The sequence below is a fragment of the Pseudoalteromonas nanhaiensis genome (assembly GCF_051235485.1).
Lineage (GTDB): Bacteria > Pseudomonadota > Gammaproteobacteria > Enterobacterales > Alteromonadaceae > Pseudoalteromonas > Pseudoalteromonas lipolytica_C.
Genome location: NZ_JBPNYQ010000013.1, coordinates 59,810 through 75,567, shown reverse-complemented (window position 1 = coordinate 75,567; position 15,758 = coordinate 59,810). Strand labels below are relative to the sequence as shown.

The following is a 15,758-nucleotide window of genomic DNA, read 5'->3' as shown; positions in this document are numbered from 1 at the left end:
CCCATTTTCAATTAATTAAGCTATGATTAAGTCAGCGAACTTTATGCTTTTCTAATTATTTACATAGTGTAACGCAAGGAAAATAATCATGGCTTCGGATACCTTCTCATCTTTAAAAAACGCCTCTATTTGTAGTCTTATGCTGTTAGGTAGCAGCGTTGTATTAACGGGTTGTGGGGACAATTCTAGTACCCAAAAAGCAGAGCAATCTACAATGAAAACTCTTACTACTGAGGTTACTTACTTAGATCGCAGCATGTTACCACCAGGCTCAGTACTAAAGGTGCAACTTGCTGATGTTTCAAAAATGGACGCAAAAGCTGATGTAATCAGCGAGCAAGAGATTGAACTAAATGGTGCACCACCTTACACTGTGGCTCTTGAATATGATGATAGTAAAATCGTTGATCGTCACCGTTACAGCGTAAGTGCTCGCATCGAAAACCAAGGTAAATTGCTTTATATCAGCACTACTCATAACAATCCATTTGTCGAAGATGAAACTGCTGAGGTTTATAAAGTAACCGTTTCTAAAGTATCTGCTAAAAAGCCAGATGTTACTTTGGTAAACACTTACTGGAAAGCTATCACCATTAATGATGAAGCAGTGACGGTCGAAACCAAAGAGCCTTTTATTCAATTCAAAGAAGATGGCTCAACCAATGGTTTCTTGGGCTGCAATAATTTCTCTGGTAGCTATGAAGTCAGTGGCCAAACTCTGACCTTTAACCCATTAGCAAGCACCGAAAAAATGTGTATTTCGCAAATGGATATCGAAGCAGCTATGTCTGCAGCTTTAGCTGCGACTGCTCAATTTACAATAAATGGTGAAAAGCTCATATTGCTTGATGATAGTAGCGAACCTGTTGCTACCTTTGCAGCCACTTATATGAACTAAATAAAGCAACCTAAACTTTATATAAACAACTATAAAGATAAATTTAGGCAACGCATAAAAAGCCCAACAGTGATTGTTGGGCTTTTTATATGGAAAACAATTTACTCTTCAACTAACTGTTCACTGCGATAAAAACCACTGCTATCACTCAGTAATGAAACAAGTTCTGGTAATACCGCATCCATTGTTTGCTTTAATTTCCATGGCGGGTTGATCACTATCATACCCGATGCTGTCATGCCATGAACGTCGGTATCGGCCTCAGTTGCTAATTCAAAAAGTTGAATATTGCGCATACCCGACGCAATTAATCCAGCTTCCATTCTATCGATTCGTTCACGGTCGACTACCGGATACCAAATCATATATGTGCCTGTTGCGAAACGTTTATGTGCTTTGACAAGCGTTTTTACAACAGTGTCATAGTCATCTTTAATTTCATATGGAGGGTCAATCAATACACACGCACGCCGAGAGGCTGGTGGTAACAAGCCTACCAAGCCTTGAAAACCATTTTCGCCACGCACGCGAATTGAACGCTTTCCTTTCATGTTGTCTTGCAAAAGCTGTAAGTCGCGCGGATGTAATTCAAAAAACCAGCCATTATCTTGGCGGCGTAGGAAGTGCTCTGCAATTTTCGGTGAGCCTGGGTAAAAATCTAAATTACCATTTTCATTAAACAACTTAATAAGCTCAATATAGTCATTTAGTTCCGCATGTTCACTACGGTGATGCCAAAGCTTGGCGATGCCATCTAAATATTCTTGTGTTTTTTGTGCATCACTACCAGCAAGTTCAAAAAAACCTGCACCAGAATGCGTATCCACATAATCGAGTGGCTTATCTTTGATAGTTTGGTATTTAAGTACTTCAGCTAAAACAAGGTGTTTTAAAACATCGGCAGGATTGCCCGCATGGAAAGAATGTCGATAACTAAGCATATTTATAAGTCGCCAGATGCAAAAGCTGCATTAAAAATGAATAGTCATATTGTACATGATAAACAGAAAATGTGGCGCTTCAGTGAACCATAAATGAATAAAAAAGCCATTACACTGAATTACGCCTTAATAATAAATAAAAATCTGCTAAAACAGCCGTAAATGCTGGCATATCAAGGCACTTTCCTTTACATTTGCATGACAATAATCACAGTTTTATGAGCGCATTTATGAATAACGAAACTCTTTCCCAACTCGAACAACTGATCGACAAATTAATCCTTCGCAACAGTGAACTTGAAAGCGAAGTTAAAAGCTTACAAGAACAAACAGCAAAACTGTTAGATGAAAACGAAACTCTGCAACTTGAAGTTCTCGAAAACGAAGAGAAACAAAAAGATGCTAGCAGTACACTTACCGGTCTGCTTGAGAAATTACAAAGCGTTCAACAGGCTAGCTAATGAGCTCCCCACAAAGTCAGCGAGTCACTGTCGAGCTACTGGGTAAGGAACATGAATTCTCTTGCCCACAAGGGCAAGAGAATTCCCTTATAGCCGCAGCTCAAAATTTAAATGACTTGGTGGAGCAAATGAAACAACGCTCAACAGTTCGTAATGAACAAAACGCTTTGCTAATGGCTGCATTACATTTAAGTCATGAATTGCTTGAAGTGAAATCGCAACAAGCAAAACAAGAACAGCAACATGACAGTTTAATTGATAAACTCAGCCAACATCTCGATCCCTAAAAAGCGCACACAGCGCTTTTTTGTTTACAATCGATCATATTCACTCATATTCGAGCAAATAAATATGCGAATTGCTGCTGCATTACTTTTTTTATTTACTGGGTTAAACGCACAAGCAAATGTTAGCTGGCATACAATCACGCCTGAAATTCAATTTTTAAAACAACAAAGTAAGTTACGCTTTTATGATTCAAACCAAGTACTCATTGAAGGAAAAAAGTGTGCTTTGATGGTAGATGCAAGCGGTAACTTTGCAGAAGTTGAAAGCCTTGCCAAGCAATTAAAACAACGTTTAAAAACCCCCTTATGTTATCTAGTGGCGAGTCATTTTCACGATGACCACTTGTTAGGGTTAGCCGTATTACAAGCTGAATTTCCTGATGCCAAACTAATTGTACATCAGCAAGTGGCTAGTGAATTTGCAGCAATGCAACAAGCATTAAAAGATAAACTAGATGGTTATGAAAAAAGTATTGAGCTTAGCTACCAACGCTTGGCGAATCAGCCTGAAGATCAGCAAACTATTTGGCGAGACAAATTAACCCTTGCTAAACAACGTTTATTTCGCTGGCGAGAGCTTAGTTTAAACCCACCAGCCATAAGCGTATCAAAGCAGACTAGTCTTGAATTAGGTCACTACCCTATTACATTAACGCCTTATCGGGCTCACACTCAAGGTGACTTAACCATTACCGCTGATCATGGCAGAGTGTTAGTTGGTGCAGATATCGTTGATAGCTTACCCTACCCTGGTCATGGCGAATTAGAAAACTGGCTAGCAGCGCTCAAAAAAATTCACAATAACACTGAGCTCGTGACTATTTTACCCGGCCATGGCGAACAGCTAAATACAGCAGAACTAGCTAAACCAATCGCATTTTTAAACGCAATTATTACCCTTACAAAAGCGCAGCCAGATAAATCGGTTGAGGAGTTAATTGAGCTTTTTCCTGAACAGATCAAACAGCAATATCAGCTTGATGAAATTGGTAATCGGGCATTCACTATGTTTCTAGAAGCTGGACTTAAGAAGGCCAAATTGTCAAAATAGCGCTAAAATAATAAAAGGATTTTATTATATGGCTCGTATAAAATTGAAAGACATACTTTTGCTGAGCTTTATTATTGGCTTACAAGGATGCCAACTTACTCAGCAAGACACTGCTCAGGAACACTCAGAGCGGCCAGCTATCTTCAGCCACTATGAACCTGACTTAGCCCCCCAACTCGAAGTAAACGAGTTTATCGTGGCGACGCCCCAAATAAAGGTGTCACCAAAAGAGCCTGTGCCAGTAAATAATACTCCATTACCAACTGCACGTGCCGAAGAGTTATGGCAACACATTGCGAATAATTTAAGCCTTGTTTTCCAAACCAATGCACATACTACCGCTCGTCTTAAATGGTATTTAGCACAACCTAATTACTTACTGAAAGTTAACAAACGTGCTGCGCCTTACCTGTATCATATTGTCCGCCGTGTAGAGCAACAAAAGTTACCAATGGAGTTGGCATTATTACCTTTTGTAGAAAGTGACTTCAGGCCTACAATTCGCTCATCAGAACATGCCGTAGGGGTGTGGCAATTAGTTGGAGCAACCGCCTATCACTTTGGCATACAAAGCGATCAATGGTATGACGGTCGTCAAGATGTATTAGCCTCAACTGATGCTGCTTTGGCCTATCTACGTTACTTACATAAACGGTTTGATGGTAACTGGCTGCATGCTTTAGCAGCTTACAATAGTGGCGAAGGCAGAGTAAAAAAAGCCATAGCAAAAAACAAACGCTTGGGTAAAAAAACAGATTATTGGTCTCTTTCATTACCTCAAGAAACTGCCGACTATATCCCAAAGTTAATGGCACTGAGTTATTTACTAAAACATCCTGAACTCGGCCTTAAGCGCCCAAGGCTAGCAAATAAAGCACTGACTACTGAGTTTAATATCGGCCAGCAGTTCGATTTTTCAGTTATTGCTAGTTTGTCAGGGGTGGGGCGTAAACAGCTACACAAATTGAACCCTGGTTATTTAAAAAACCAAAGCTCTCCAAACGGCCCCCATACCTTACTCCTGCCTGTCGAGCAACAAACCTTGTTGCAAAGTAAGCTATTTAGAAATAATTTTGCTGGAGAGTACACGGTACAAAAAGGTGATACGTTATACAGCATCGCCACCCGCTTTGGTATGCAAGTAGCTGATTTAAAAAAGATGAATAACAAGTCTTCGAACTTAATTAAAATTGGCGAGCAGTTGAGTTTAACAAAGCCTCACACCATGCCAAAATCACTCATCGTGGATTACGATATTAGTCCTTACTTAGAGCAACAAGAAGATGTGGTATCAACTATTGCAGTTAATTACCAAGTAAAACCTGGGGACTCTATTTGGAGTATCAGTCAGCTTTACGATGTTCCTCACAAAGATGTTGCAAAGTGGAATAAACTAACCGCCACCAGCATAATTAAACCTGGCACCATACTCACTTTGCACTTGCCACAAATAATGCAGCCCGAGCCGCAAGCATCAGCCAGCGAAGTAATGTTATCTGGTATTGAAAGCTCATTGAAAAAGCCTTGATTGCTCAGCCAAAGCGCTTAGCGTAAAATCAACGCTTATATTTTAAATTCTAAAGAGTAATAACATGCAAATCAGTAAAGACGCAGTGGTTGAGTTTCACTACACTTTGAGTGAAGCGGGCGAGCAAATTGAATCTAGCAAAGATGGCGAGCCACTTTCATATATCCATGGCACTGAAGGCATGCTTCCGGGTCTTGAAAAAGCGCTTGAAGGAAAAACTACTGGCGATAACTTCAGCGTAACACTTGAGCCTAGCGAATCTTACGGCGAACGCGTTGACGATCTGATCCAACGTATTCCACTTAAGCACTTACAAGGCAACACAAAAGTGTGGAAGCCAGGTATGACTGCTATTGTTCATTCAAACCAAGGTCGTCATCAAGTAACGATCGTTAAAGTAGGTCGTTTCAATGCAGATTGTGACTTAAACCACCCATTTGCTGGTAAAACACTGACTTTTGACGTTGAAGTGCTTAATGTTCGCCAAGCAACAGCCGAAGAGTTATCACACGGTCATGTGCACGGTGAAGGCGGCTGTGGCCACAGCCACTAAGGGTAAATGATGACAAACGTTGCAATTGTCACAGGCGGCAGTAAAGGTATTGGCAAAGCGATTGTTGAGCGTTTAGAGCGTGAAGCTTACACCGTTTATAATTTAGATATCACCCCATCTGAGGGCAATTATCGCCACTGTGACGTTAGTGATATTCAGCAGGTGAAGTCGGTTATCGCCGATATCATTGCCGAGACGGGTCGCGTTGATGCCTTAGTATCCAATGCAGGTCGTCATTTGAGTGCCAACATTGAAAACACTGATGAAGCAACGTTTGATGCCCTGTTTGCGCTCAATGTAAAAGGTGCTTATGCTGCAATTCAAGCCGTATTACCTAGCATGAAAAGCCAGCAAGGTGGCAGCATTGTATTGGTTGCTTCTGATCAGGCAATTATTGGCAAACCAAATTCGTTTGCTTATAACCTAACCAAGCATGCACTGGCTTCAATGGCAAAAACCACAGCACTGGATTATGCCGCGTTTAACATTCGTGCTAACGCGGTTTGTCCGGGCACGATAGAAACGCCGCTTTTCCATAATGCGATTGATGCATATTGTCAGCAAAGTGGTGCCAACAAAGCTGAGGTTGTTGCTGAAGAAGCTGCGCTGCAACCTTTAGGTCGCTTAGGGCAACCAGAAGAAATTGCCGCTTTGGTGAACTTTTTAATCAGTCCTGAAGCGAGCTTTATCACTGGTAGCTTGCAAAGCATTGATGGTGGATACACCACACAATGAGCGACAAGATTATTGACCCCCATGTGCACTTTTTTAACCTCACTGAGGGTCAATATACTTGGCTTCAAGGCAACACTCCTCCTGCTTGGCCAAACCTCGATAAAATTAAAGCGCAAACAACCGCTGCAGAGCTTAAAGCAGCGTGTCCATTTCAACTAGAAGCACTGGTGCATATTGAAGCAGGCTTCGACAACCAAGCGCCGGTCAATGAGCTTAACTGGCTTAGCAAACACTTGAAAAGTATGCCCTATAAAGCAATTAGCTTTAGCGCCATTAATGCTCCTAGCAATCAGTTTATCGCTGCAATGTCAGCCTTAGAGCAACCTCAACTTGCTGGCATTCGTGATATAACCGAAGGGAGTGACTCAATGCGTTTATTAGACCCGCATTGCCAAGAGAACCTTGCTTATCTTGCTAGTAAACACTTAATATTTGAAGCTCAGTTCGAGATTGAAAATCAACAGGTAACCGAACAGTTACTGCATTACTGTCGTGCTATTCCTAAATTACAGGTGGTTATAAATCATTTAGGCTTTATTAATAATGAGCAAAACTGGCTACGTGCGATTATAAAATTAAGTCGCTGCGATAATATCGTGATTAAGTTTTCTGGTTTAGAATTTACAACGCTCGCGGCCAATAAGCACCGCTGGTTACTGGATCAACTGTTAAACTATTTTGGTGAACATCGAATCATGTTTGCCAGTAACTTCCCTGTTTGCCAAATCAATACCAGCTATGAGCAATGTTGGCAGCATTATTTTTCATTGTGTAAACAGTACAATGTATGGCAACAACTCAGTTTTAAAAATGCCCGTGCAATCTATCTAATTGATTAGAAGCTGACTATATTCAATATAATAACCTTTATTAGGCACTGTAAACTTAATGGAGCTATGATGAGAGCCCATCTAACCTGTATCTTGCTACTTAGTGTTTTGTTTGGCTGTAGTTCACATACCCAACAACCAACCCCTAAACTTCAACACGCACGCGTTACTGAGCCACAAAGCACCTTAATAGCACAAGGCATTTCAAGGTTAATGCACAGTAAGCCTATTCAGGTATCCGACGAGGCATTTATCAATAGCAGCATACTTGTCATCGAAAGCTTGAATGGCGTTGATATACAAGGGAATCCACTCAGCGGTTCACATCCAAATATACCAGAACGCTTTGAGCTGTTGATTAAAAACCAAATCTGCTTTGTTCGCCATTTAGATAGTAAAGCAACCGAGCCACTGCCTTTGGTAAAATGCAAACCAATCAATTGATATTAAAACAAAATACCATCATGTAATAATCTGTAATAACAAGCTGTAATAGAACTACCTATCCTTTTCCTTGCACAAACAGGCAAACAGCAAATTACCTATTTAGAGATTTGTTTGTTGCCACTTCAAAATTATGCAAGGAGAATTTGACTATGTGTGACAGCGATAAAAATACCAACTTAGTACCCGATCTAACCAAAGATCATTCTATTAGTTTAGCGACCAGCGAGACGGCAGCTAATCAACCTCTTGAGTTTCATCCATCCACGTTAGCCGCACAGATTTCAGCGTGCGTTGGCGCCAGTTATGAAAATGGCAAAATTTGCGTTAATTTTCCAGTAGTCGGCAATATCTGTTTTTCAGTAAGTTTACCAATTCCAAGCGGTACATCGGTTAAAGTATGTATGCAAACGTGTGGATTTCGCTTTGGTGTTCCTCCATTTAATGGAATTAAAGCAACGGTATACGCAAATAATAGTCCGCTATGGAGCGGCACAATTTGGGGTTCTTGTTAAACAACCTATAGTTATAGCTGCTTATGAATTAAATAAGCAGCTCCTCAATTAGAAAACAGGATTTTATATCATGAACGATCTTAGCTTTTTTGTTATTCCCAATGACAACGGCCCATGGGAAATCACTTCTCAGTCTGGCGCGAGTGCCGAAGAAATTAAAATTAACTACAAAGATCTACTTGCAGGTGACAGCCTGAACATCTATTACGAACTTGCTAAAGAATCCGATTGGAGTTTCGCCGAAAATGGCAGTTACTTCTCTGATGCTAAAGACAATTTCAACTATCAACTCAACAGTATTGTCGCAAATAATGGCAAAGCATTGGTTGTCACTATTTCGAACATTTTACCTCATCAAGCATTATCAAAAGAGCTAGCAAAATTATTAGCTAACAGTCCAAATAAGGCTATTGCAGGACAATTAGATCAAAAAGCAAATTATGAGATCAATTTTCGACTAATTGCCAAAAGAGATGGAGATATTAACTCGCTTATGCGTTACTTCTCTCAAGATCCTCGTGTCATCATTGAGGACATGGAACCAACCTAATTTATAAATGCGCAGAGTCTATCTCTGCGCTTTTATTATGATTACATAAAAATAAATAATGAGACTGACCAATTAAAGTGGCGAGTTTACGCTCGGAACATAACGGTTTAAACCAACCTAAGCGATAAAAAACTGGGCTCCAGCCCAGCTTAATGCTTTGCTCTATTGACGCTAGCGCTGAGTATTTTTCATTTAGTACACTTTGAAGTATTGCTTTAACAAAATATGCTTCTGCCAGATCAGGTTGCGCAATTAATACCTGTTCAATTTGATTCATAGCATATTGATTTTGCTCTAGATGAATCAATACCTGCGCTTTTTCTAATTGTTCAGCAATATTCTTTGGCGAAGCATCAAGGCGCTTATTAATTCTTGCATATAAGGAGAGTGCCTCAGCAGTCTGGCCCTTTAAATAAAGTAAGTCAGCGTAATTTAGCTGCAAGGTAGATGTTTCTGACGCTAATAGCATAGCTCGATTCGCAAATATTAATGCCTCATCTAACTCGCCTTGCAAGGAGAGAACGATAGAGTAATTACTAAGTATAGAAGGGCTCTGCTGCCCTGAATCAATTAATTTTTGATAATGTTGTTGCGCCTCTTTTAATTCTCCAGATAACAATGAAATATCAGCCAATGTTTTTAGCGTCACAATATCCGAAGGGTTGTAGCGTAAAACCTCTTTTAAATAAGTGGCAGCTTCAGCACGCTGTCCTTGAGTGAGGTAAGCAATCGCTAGATTTCTTGTTGCGAGCAAAGTTGGTCTAAGTGTGTATGCATTGCGAGCATGCGTTAATGCGCTTTCTAGATCGCCAATTCGATTATAGTAAACAGCTAAAATACTCTGCTTTTGATATGCCTCTAATGATGAGTTTTGAATTTGCTTAATAACCTTATAAGCTTTACTTTGCTCACCTGCGTGTTGATATATTTCCAACAAATCAATTAAGTAAGCAGGGCTTTCACGATAAGACTCGGGTGAATTATCTAGCTGAGTTTGTAGCTCTTTTATAAGCGCAATATTTTGCGTCATCTTATAAAGTCGCAACATAATTTTTCGATAAAGCGGGTAAAGAGGTTTAAAATCAGCACGCTGAAAAAGCAACGACTCTGCTATTGATTTCTCTACTTTAGAGCTTTCCAAGTTATTGGCAACGAGTGCCACAAGTGACACATATTTATCAACAAATTCATCAGACAAGGATAACTGACTGTGCTCAGCAATCTTTACATCAAGCAAGCTCTGCACCGAAGAAAGTGCCGAATTGTATATATTTAGATAGTTTTCTTTATCTGTCGCGGTACGATATTTACTCACTACTGTGGCATTTTGATCAAGCTGACTCAAACTAAAATCACACGACAAAGGATTGCAGTCTAGTTTTGGTACTAATAACTTTGATGCACCGAGTGCACTTGCCAACCCGCTCAAACTAGCTTCTTTACCCAATACGTTTTGTGTTTGTTTAATTTCTTGTTCTGAAATCAAAGCATAATGCCGACTCTCTAACAATAACTCAGTTACTGCGTCAGTGACTCCCAAGTTAAGTAACCTCTTTTGTGTTTCTGTCACTTCGCTTGTCGATGTAAAATCAATTGGTAAAAGCGCAATATACTCCTTCGTTTGCACCGCCAAATAAGCCCAAATCAGCAAACCAAAACACACTGTAAAGCCGATTAAGTACATAAGCCTTTTATCAACTAGGGGGACGCTTTGCTGCTTTTCGATATCTTTCACTTCAACAGTAGGGCAATCAAAACTGAGCGTTGCTAAAATACTTTTAAACTGTGCAGCTACCAAGCCCGCACTTGTTGGTCTATTTTCTGGTTTAAAGGCCAATAGCTTTTTAATTAGTACTGCCAAATCGGGTGATATAGTATAAATAGATTCGTAATTTGCACGGCAAGGGGATGATTTTATTGCTGCAGCAATATCTTGATCTGCTGTACTTTTAGCTTGATTTATATAAGCATGAACATCACTAAATAGTTGATATGCCATTAACCCCAATGAAAATAGGTCGCTGCGAAAATCTAATGTCTCGTTATTAAGTTGTTCTGGTGACATTGCTTTCAAACTACCAAAACTTGTAGTCTGTGTGTTTATGTCTTTGTGCTTTATTTTTGAAATACCAAAGTCTGCAATTTTCACTGCACCATTTTCACTTATCAATACATTGGCGGGCTTTAAATCGAGATGCAGAATCTCTTTTTCATGAATACCTGCTAAGCCATCACAAATATGCGAAAGTATATCTATTTTCTCAGTTATACTGAGCTGCCGCTCTTTTATTAGATGTGCAAGTGTGGTCCCTTTAACGTATTCCATTTCTAATAAAACCTGTTCATCCTCATGAAGGATTCTATAGAGCTGCACGATATTTGGGTGATTAAAGCTTGCAATGAGCTGTGCTTCGTTTATGGCACGTTGAACATTGTCACTCTTTAGCTTCATGACTTTAAGTACAACTTGCCTGTTCAGTTGCACGTCTGTCGCAAGGTATATTGTGCTCATCCCTCCTTGCGCCAGTACTTGTACCTGTTTATAGTAATCCTTTAATAAAAACACAAACAACTCGGTCAGTTAAGTGCATATTTATTAGTTTAGCCCCCAATGTTAATTAAAAGCAAAATAAATGATAATAAAATGCTAATACAAAATAATTTCTCCATATATAAGGATGTATTTATGGCAGTACTTACCTGTAAAGACTCTGGTAAAAGCATTTATTTACGCGACTTCCATCGCTTTGGCCGTTTAGCTCATTCTGTAGATACACTATTAAATTATCCAGAAATCACTCGGATACATGCTGTGATTGAGTGGGTTGAGCCACATTGGTACATTCGTGATTTGAGTAAAAATGGCGTGTGGCTTAATGGTAGAAAGCTTGAAAAACACAGCAAATCTCAATTAGCTTTAAATGATAAAATCAGCTTTTCTGAACTTAATAAGGTAACTTATCAATTAACCTCAATTGAGCCACCGAAGGATCTTTTATTACCCGTTGCTAATGATTCGCTTGATGCTATTGTACTGGAACGATATCACTTTCTGCCTAACAACCACGACCCCGTAATAATCGTCTACTTTGATCCTCACAATTACATGTGGTGCTTCGAAAGTACCGATGATCACCAGGTCTCTCCCCTCGAAGAAGGTCAAACCATAGCTATCGACGGTCAACAGTGGCAGTTGTTTAAAGCTGAAATGACCTCACAAGAAAACACGATTGACCTAAGCCCTATCTCCACCAATGATTTAGAATTTATCTTCAGCTTAAGCTTAGACGAAGAACAAACTGAGTTAAAAGTGAAGCACAATGATGGACTACAAGACTTTGATGTACGCTCGCATCATTACCTCACCGTGTTATTAGCGCGCTATAAACTAGCAGATATTAAAAATAAATTTGCACCCGAGGTGCAAGGCTGGGTGCAAGTAAAAAAACTAGCCCGCGATTTAGGTATTAATGAATGCCATGTCAATATTCAAATCCACCGTGCTCGTAAGCAATTTATTGAATCATTTAATAATATGTCAGCAGATACACTTATTGAACGTAAGCGAGGAAAAGTTCGCTTTGGTGGTGAGCATTATGTGATTTACAAAGGACAGGCATGTGAATCAACAGAATAGCCTGATAAATCGGCTGTTGTATCACAGTTGCAAGGCGATGACAGCAGTAAAAGTAGATATAAAAAAAGCCCTTACGGGCTTTTTTAGTCAGGGGACAATCAAATTGATTGTTCTTATATTAGAAGCGAGCTTCAAAACCTAAACGCACATAGCGAGGTGCTTGCCATGTATACGCTGAACCATAATAAGAGTTAACTTCACCCTCATTTTGTTCATAGTGCTCATTAGCTGATGTGATTTCTTGGCTATTAAGAACGTTGAATACATTAATAGTCGCACGCATATCAATATCAGATACTGTGAAGTTATATGCAGCTGATAAATCTAAGTTAAATGTCCATGGAGTACGGCCTGCTGTACCACGGCTATGTTTTTCATAGATTTTTTCGTCTTGTTGACATTCACCATCACCATTCGTGTCTGGGCACTCATTCGTATAGATGTAGAAAGTATCACCCCAGCCACCATTTAGGTTTGGATCTTTTGATGGGTAACCTTGACCAAATAGGCTTTGTGGACGACCACTTTGAAGTGTTGCATTCCAACCAACAGTTAAGTTTTCAACTGGCTCCCAACTACCGAAGAACTTAAAGGTATGACGACGATCGTTAGGTTGATAACCTTGTGAACCATCCATTACTGCTGGGAAGTCGAAGTCTTGCGTAATACCTGCATCAGCTTGACCGATGTCTGATTTAACAGCACCTTCGAAGTTACCTACACTACGTGCCCAAGTATAACCAAATTGATAACGGATAGTTTCTGCGCGGTAATCTAAGCTGAATTCAACTGATGTATACTCATTATTTGCTTTCGGTAAGCCGATTGTTTCAGCTGAGTAAGTTGTCAGTGAACCTTCGTCAGGAACACCATCATTATCAAAGCTTGAGTCACCCCAATCAGTACCATTCCAGTAGTAACCATCGCTGTACCAGCTTGATGTTGAACCTGGATTAATCATGACGCAATATGGGTATGCATAACGGCCACAGTAATCATCAAGTGCAGTTGCAACTTCACGATAGGTACCTTTCAGACCCACTGTATATTCATCGTTAAGCGCTTGTTGTACACCAAGGATGTACTCATCTTTAGAGAACGGATCGGCTTCTTTTGCTTGGAAAATATCTTTTTCAGGGATAACTGGTACACCACTTACTTGTTGTGAATTAGTTAAACCACCACTTCCGATAGCGTCAGCCAAAGGAGCAAGTCCTGTTGGTGCACCTGTTGTTGGATCAACCCCAGTATATGTGTATGCAGTTGTAATATCACTTACACCTGATGCTGCGCGGAAAATCGTGTTATTTGCAACAGGTAGGTAGTAACGGCCGTAAGTACCATAAACTTTCGTATCACCTGTACCTGTTGGATCCCAGGTAAAACCTAAGCGCGGTGCAATATCAGTTTTGAAGCTCGTTAATAACTTACCTGTAGTACCCCAACTATCGAACTCATCGATACGTAAACCAACTTTCACAGCAAAGTCATCAGTTACCTGCCAGTTATCTTCAAGATAGTAAGCTGTTAATTCTGATTCAAAGCTACCACCACCGTCAAAGATACGATCTTCAACATAATCAAGTGCAGCACCTGTGTTATTGGTAAGCGCTCCATTATCTGCTTGCCAGCTACCATTTGCAGCAAGTGTACGATAGTCATAGCTATGACCACCAATTGGTTGGCTGATTCGCTCTGATTTACGCTCTTGATAATCGATACCAAAGCTAATTTCGTGTGCATCCCACACATACTCAACATCTAAGCGATATTGTGTATTGTCATCGTTATTTGCACCAAAACTACCCCCAGCACCACAGCCGGTGATTGGGTTTGAAGTACCACGTGAGTCAGTTACACTTGGACAAACCAGATTTTCAGACTGAGTTTCATATTCAGTTTTGATGTTACCTGCCATTGCAGTAACTACTAAGTCTTCTGTTAAGATACCGGTATAGCTTAAGCTTTGTGCTTTACCACCACGCTTTAGAAGTGCTCCATCAATACGATCGCCAATTGCACCATTATCATACTCATAAACAGAGCGCTCAATATCACGACGGTTTGAGTAAGCAAAATAACTCAATCGATGGTTATCTGTAATATCCCAATCAAGCTTACCACCCCAGAAAAGGTTATCACCACCTGATGCTGACTCTTTACGGTATTGATCGTTTGGTGAGAATTCGTCACCACCCCAAGTGTATGTAGACTCTGTATCACGAGGGTTCACTAAGCCGTAGAAGAATAAAGTATCTTCTATTAATGGACCCCCAACTGCCAAGGTGATATCAGCGCTATTATCAGAGGCTAAGCTTTCATCTCGGAAAATTTGCCCCGCACCTTGATTACCACGTGAAATTGAGCCTTCTTCTTGAAGCGAGTCAGGAGCATATTGCACAACTGCAGAGAATTCCCACTCATTGGTACCACTTTTAGTTGTGGTGTTAATCGTACCACCAGTCGCTCGGCCAAACTTCGCTGAGTAACCACCCGTTTTTACTTGGAATTGGTCGTAAAACTCAAATGGAACTTCACCACAACCCAAACCTTGGCGCGTATTCGTTACTTCAAGACCATTGATATAACACGCATTTTCAGCAACAGATGAACCACCAAATGACGCTGTGTTACCAAATGCACTATCACCTTTAACCGCACCAGGAGCAAGTAACGCAACTGACGTAAGATCCCGGCTGATAGGCATACGGTCAATTTCAGCATCAGTAATAACTAAACCTGAGTCAGCTGTAGATAAGTCGATAGATGAAATACGCGCACCGACAACTTGAATAACTTCAGGACCCGAATTTGAAACGCTTGCTAAATCAAAGTTTGCCTTTGAGTTAGCACCTAAAGAAACACGAACCTTGTCTTCAGCAACAACATTACCGTCTTTTAGAATCTGAATGTCATAGTTACCTGAAGGTAGTGATGCAAAGCGGAACGTTCCATTTTCTGAAATATTTAAAGTACGCTCTAAACCTGTTGCTGGGTTTTTTACTTTTACAGTGTATGAAGAGGTATTTGCCACATTCTGAACAGAACCAATAACGTCTGATGCTGATGCGGGAAGGGCTAGACCTAGCGATGCAGTAACTGCTATCGCGGTTATGCTTTTCCGAAACATTGATTTCATTTTTGTATCCCTGTTTAAATTATAATTATTCACGCCTTTTAAAAGGCACAATTACATTAGTAAAGTGAAACAAAAATGTAAATTAAAAAATATAAATATATTACAAAAAATCCATATTTATTAGAATTACGGGTTAAATGTAACTATATGTAATCAATGAATTTTACATATATAATCTTAGAAACATAA

Annotated in this window: 15 protein-coding genes; 12 read left to right on the top strand and 3 right to left on the bottom strand. The window is 40.0% G+C overall.

Going from position 1 to position 15,758, the window contains the following annotated elements; genetic code table 11:
* Positions 1-88 precede the first annotated feature (88 nt).
* Positions 89-898, top strand: a complete 810-nt coding sequence (locus tag ACSFVZ_RS12585; RefSeq protein WP_235383129.1) for an META domain-containing protein — start codon at positions 89-91, stop codon at positions 896-898.
* 101 nt (positions 899-999) lie between these two features.
* On the opposite strand, the gene ACSFVZ_RS12580 is transcribed toward ACSFVZ_RS12585, so the two are convergent.
* A complete protein-coding gene (locus ACSFVZ_RS12580; protein ID WP_235383130.1) occupies positions 1,000-1,839 on the bottom strand; it encodes a 23S rRNA (adenine(2030)-N(6))-methyltransferase RlmJ in 840 nt (279 codons plus the stop codon).
* A gap of 230 nt (positions 1,840-2,069) precedes the next feature.
* On the opposite strand from ACSFVZ_RS12580, the gene ACSFVZ_RS12575 reads away from it, so the two are divergent.
* The 10 genes from ACSFVZ_RS12575 to ACSFVZ_RS12530 all read left to right on the top strand — a co-directional run bounded on the left by ACSFVZ_RS12575 (position 2,070) and on the right by ACSFVZ_RS12530 (position 8,793).
* A complete protein-coding gene (locus ACSFVZ_RS12575) occupies positions 2,070-2,300 on the top strand; it encodes a DUF904 domain-containing protein (RefSeq protein ID WP_130050403.1) in 231 nt (76 codons plus the stop codon).
* Complete coding sequence (locus ACSFVZ_RS12570; protein WP_435558982.1) at positions 2,300-2,587, top strand: cell division protein ZapA; 288 nt, start codon at positions 2,300-2,302, stop codon at positions 2,585-2,587. Before ACSFVZ_RS12575 ends, ACSFVZ_RS12570 begins: the two co-directional genes overlap by 1 nt.
* Positions 2,588-2,651: 64 nt before the next feature.
* Positions 2,652-3,638, top strand: a complete 987-nt coding sequence (locus ACSFVZ_RS12565; RefSeq protein WP_235383131.1) for an MBL fold metallo-hydrolase — start codon at positions 2,652-2,654, stop codon at positions 3,636-3,638.
* Between the two features lie 43 nt (positions 3,639-3,681).
* Positions 3,682-5,166, top strand: coding sequence for a LysM peptidoglycan-binding domain-containing protein (locus ACSFVZ_RS12560; RefSeq protein WP_425343218.1), 1,485 nt, complete (start codon positions 3,682-3,684; stop codon positions 5,164-5,166).
* 64 nt (positions 5,167-5,230) lie between these two features.
* Positions 5,231-5,719 (top strand): FKBP-type peptidyl-prolyl cis-trans isomerase, encoded by a 489-nt coding sequence (locus ACSFVZ_RS12555; protein WP_135923289.1) that lies wholly within the window; start codon positions 5,231-5,233, stop codon positions 5,717-5,719.
* Positions 5,720-5,728: 9 nt separating this feature from the next.
* Positions 5,729-6,454, top strand: a complete 726-nt coding sequence (locus tag ACSFVZ_RS12550; RefSeq protein WP_135923288.1) for an SDR family NAD(P)-dependent oxidoreductase — start codon at positions 5,729-5,731, stop codon at positions 6,452-6,454.
* Positions 6,451-7,293 carry an amidohydrolase family protein gene (locus ACSFVZ_RS12545; protein ID WP_235383132.1) on the top strand — a complete coding sequence of 281 codons (843 nt, stop codon included), beginning with the start codon at positions 6,451-6,453 and terminating at the stop codon, positions 7,291-7,293. The genes ACSFVZ_RS12550 and ACSFVZ_RS12545 overlap by 4 nt, the downstream gene beginning before the upstream one ends.
* A 57-nt stretch (positions 7,294-7,350) precedes the next feature.
* Positions 7,351-7,728 (top strand): hypothetical protein, encoded by a 378-nt coding sequence (locus tag ACSFVZ_RS12540; RefSeq protein WP_235383133.1) that lies wholly within the window; start codon positions 7,351-7,353, stop codon positions 7,726-7,728.
* Positions 7,729-7,880: 152 nt separating this feature from the next.
* Positions 7,881-8,243, top strand: coding sequence for a hypothetical protein (locus tag ACSFVZ_RS12535; RefSeq protein WP_135923286.1), 363 nt, complete (start codon positions 7,881-7,883; stop codon positions 8,241-8,243).
* A gap of 70 nt (positions 8,244-8,313) precedes the next feature.
* Positions 8,314-8,793 carry a hypothetical protein gene (locus ACSFVZ_RS12530; protein WP_435558981.1) on the top strand — a complete coding sequence of 160 codons (480 nt, stop codon included), beginning with the start codon at positions 8,314-8,316 and terminating at the stop codon, positions 8,791-8,793.
* A 1-nt stretch (position 8,794) separates the two neighbouring features.
* Here the strand turns inward: ACSFVZ_RS12530 and ACSFVZ_RS12525 are convergent, their stop codons facing one another.
* On the bottom strand, positions 8,795-11,359 hold the full coding sequence (locus ACSFVZ_RS12525; protein WP_435558980.1) for a protein kinase domain-containing protein: 2,565 nt from the start codon (positions 11,357-11,359) through the stop codon (positions 8,795-8,797).
* Between the two features lie 120 nt (positions 11,360-11,479).
* Between ACSFVZ_RS12525 and ACSFVZ_RS12520 the strand changes: the two genes are divergently transcribed.
* Complete coding sequence (locus ACSFVZ_RS12520; RefSeq protein ID WP_235383135.1) at positions 11,480-12,430, top strand: FHA domain-containing protein; 951 nt, start codon at positions 11,480-11,482, stop codon at positions 12,428-12,430.
* A 118-nt stretch (positions 12,431-12,548) separates the two neighbouring features.
* Here the strand turns inward: ACSFVZ_RS12520 and ACSFVZ_RS12515 are convergent, their stop codons facing one another.
* Positions 12,549-15,569, bottom strand: coding sequence for a TonB-dependent receptor (locus ACSFVZ_RS12515; protein ID WP_199527642.1), 3,021 nt, complete (start codon positions 15,567-15,569; stop codon positions 12,549-12,551).
* Positions 15,570-15,758 lie beyond the last annotated feature (189 nt).

Excerpts from the sequence above, each read along its gene's own strand:
- ACSFVZ_RS12570 (WP_435558982.1), top strand. The coding sequence starts at position 2,300 with ATGAGCTCCCCACAAAGTCAGCGAGTCACTGTCGAGCTACTGGGTAAG.
- ACSFVZ_RS12585 (WP_235383129.1), top strand. The coding sequence starts at position 89 with ATGGCTTCGGATACCTTCTCATCTTTAAAAAACGCCTCTATTTGTAGT.
- ACSFVZ_RS12540 (WP_235383133.1), top strand. The coding sequence starts at position 7,351 with ATGATGAGAGCCCATCTAACCTGTATCTTGCTACTTAGTGTTTTGTTT.
- ACSFVZ_RS12565 (WP_235383131.1), top strand. The coding sequence starts at position 2,652 with ATGCGAATTGCTGCTGCATTACTTTTTTTATTTACTGGGTTAAACGCA.
- ACSFVZ_RS12530 (WP_435558981.1), top strand. The coding sequence starts at position 8,314 with ATGAACGATCTTAGCTTTTTTGTTATTCCCAATGACAACGGCCCATGG.
- ACSFVZ_RS12535 (WP_135923286.1), top strand. The coding sequence starts at position 7,881 with ATGTGTGACAGCGATAAAAATACCAACTTAGTACCCGATCTAACCAAA.
- ACSFVZ_RS12520 (WP_235383135.1), top strand. The coding sequence starts at position 11,480 with ATGGCAGTACTTACCTGTAAAGACTCTGGTAAAAGCATTTATTTACGC.
- ACSFVZ_RS12555 (WP_135923289.1), top strand. The coding sequence starts at position 5,231 with ATGCAAATCAGTAAAGACGCAGTGGTTGAGTTTCACTACACTTTGAGT.
- ACSFVZ_RS12515 (WP_199527642.1), bottom strand. The coding sequence starts at position 15,569 with ATGAAATCAATGTTTCGGAAAAGCATAACCGCGATAGCAGTTACTGCA.
- ACSFVZ_RS12580 (WP_235383130.1), bottom strand. The coding sequence starts at position 1,839 with ATGCTTAGTTATCGACATTCTTTCCATGCGGGCAATCCTGCCGATGTT.
- ACSFVZ_RS12545 (WP_235383132.1), top strand. The coding sequence starts at position 6,451 with ATGAGCGACAAGATTATTGACCCCCATGTGCACTTTTTTAACCTCACT.
- ACSFVZ_RS12575 (WP_130050403.1), top strand. The coding sequence starts at position 2,070 with ATGAATAACGAAACTCTTTCCCAACTCGAACAACTGATCGACAAATTA.
- ACSFVZ_RS12550 (WP_135923288.1), top strand. The coding sequence starts at position 5,729 with ATGACAAACGTTGCAATTGTCACAGGCGGCAGTAAAGGTATTGGCAAA.